The sequence below is a fragment of the Ornithinibacillus salinisoli genome, from assembly GCF_042684965.1.
GTDB classification, from domain to species: Bacteria; Bacillota; Bacilli; order Bacillales; family Amphibacillaceae; genus Ornithinibacillus; species Ornithinibacillus salinisoli.
This window is the reverse complement of the sequence record NZ_JBHUMI010000002.1, coordinates 1-1140: the sequence shown is the minus strand read 5'-3', so window position 1 is coordinate 1140 and position 1140 is coordinate 1. Positions and strand designations below refer to the sequence as shown.

At 45.7% G+C, this 1140-nt stretch carries 6 tRNA genes and 1 rRNA gene; all 7 read left to right on the top strand.

From position 1 onward, the window contains the following. The first annotated feature begins 262 nt into the window (after window positions 1-262). A 5S ribosomal RNA gene (gene rrf, locus ACFSTA_RS00045) occupies window positions 263-378 on the top strand. Then, a tRNA-Val gene (locus tag ACFSTA_RS00040) sits at window positions 379-454 on the top strand. It begins immediately after the preceding rRNA gene. A gap of 7 nt (window positions 455-461) precedes the next feature. Next, a tRNA-Thr gene (locus tag ACFSTA_RS00035) sits at window positions 462-537 on the top strand. Between the two features lie 54 nt (window positions 538-591). Further along, window positions 592-667, top strand: a tRNA-Lys gene (locus ACFSTA_RS00030). A 6-nt stretch (window positions 668-673) separates the two neighbouring features. Continuing rightward, a tRNA-Leu gene (locus ACFSTA_RS00025) sits at window positions 674-758 on the top strand. 82 nt (window positions 759-840) lie between these two features. Then, a tRNA-Pro gene (locus ACFSTA_RS00020) sits at window positions 841-917 on the top strand. 15 nt (window positions 918-932) lie between these two features. Continuing rightward, window positions 933-1008: transfer RNA gene (locus ACFSTA_RS00015), tRNA-Ala, on the top strand. Window positions 1009-1140: the final 132 nt, after the last annotated feature.

Genomic DNA, 1140 nt, shown 5'->3' with positions numbered 1-1140 from the left:
GGTTGATAGGTCCGAGGTGGAAGCGTGGTGACACGTGGAGCTGACGGATACTAATAGATCGAGGACTTAACTAACACATTTTATGATTCGTTGTCATTACTCTTATTTAGTTTTTAGGGTATAAATTTTTTCGAAAAACCCTTGCATTTTAACACAGAAATGCATATAATATATTTTGTCCGTTAAAAAGCGTTCTAGGAAGTTCGGTTAAACCGTTCACGTCCTATGAACAAACAATACGAAACGACATACGTCGTGTATGTCTGGTAGCGATAGCGAGAAGGTCACACCTGTTCCCATACCGAACACAGAAGTTAAGCTTCTCAGCGCCGATGGTAGTTGGGGCTTTGCCCCTGCGAGAGTAGGACGCCGCCAGGCGGAGGATTAGCTCAGCTGGGAGAGCACCTGCCTTACAAGCAGGGGGTCGCAGGTTCGAGCCCTGCATCCTCCACCATATTTTTGCCGGCCTAGCTCAATTGGTAGAGCAACTGACTTGTAATCAGTAGGTTGGGGGTTCAAGTCCTCTGGCCGGCACCATTTTATTAATTTATATAAAACAAAATATATAAAATGCTAGGCAAGAAACTTTAAGAGCCATTAGCTCAGTTGGTAGAGCATCTGACTTTTAATCAGAGGGTCGAAGGTTCGAATCCTTCATGGCTCACCATTTATTGCGGGTGTGGCGGAATTGGCAGACGCGCTAGACTTAGGATCTAGTATCTTCGGATGTGGGGGTTCGACTCCCTTCACCCGCACCATTTCATTTAAATANAATTGGATAGAGCGTTTGACTACGGATCAAGAGGTTAGGGGTTCGACTCCTCTCGGGCGCGCCATTTACGGGAAGTAGCTCAGCTTGGTAGAGCACATGGTTTGGGACCATGGGGTCGCAGGTTCGAATCCTGTCTTCCCGACCATTTAAACATTATTACGGGGCCTTAGCTCAGCTGGGAGAGCGCCTGCCTTGCACGCAGGAGGTCAGCGGTTCGATCCCGCTAGGCTCCACCAAATTTAAATTGCTCTTTGAAAACTGAACAAAACAACCAGTATGTTAAGACAGAAAAACAACCCTGTTTTTCTAAAAAAGCAACAAATCTAGAAGCTAGTGTTTCTAGTAGCTAAGAACTTTCATATGATTGA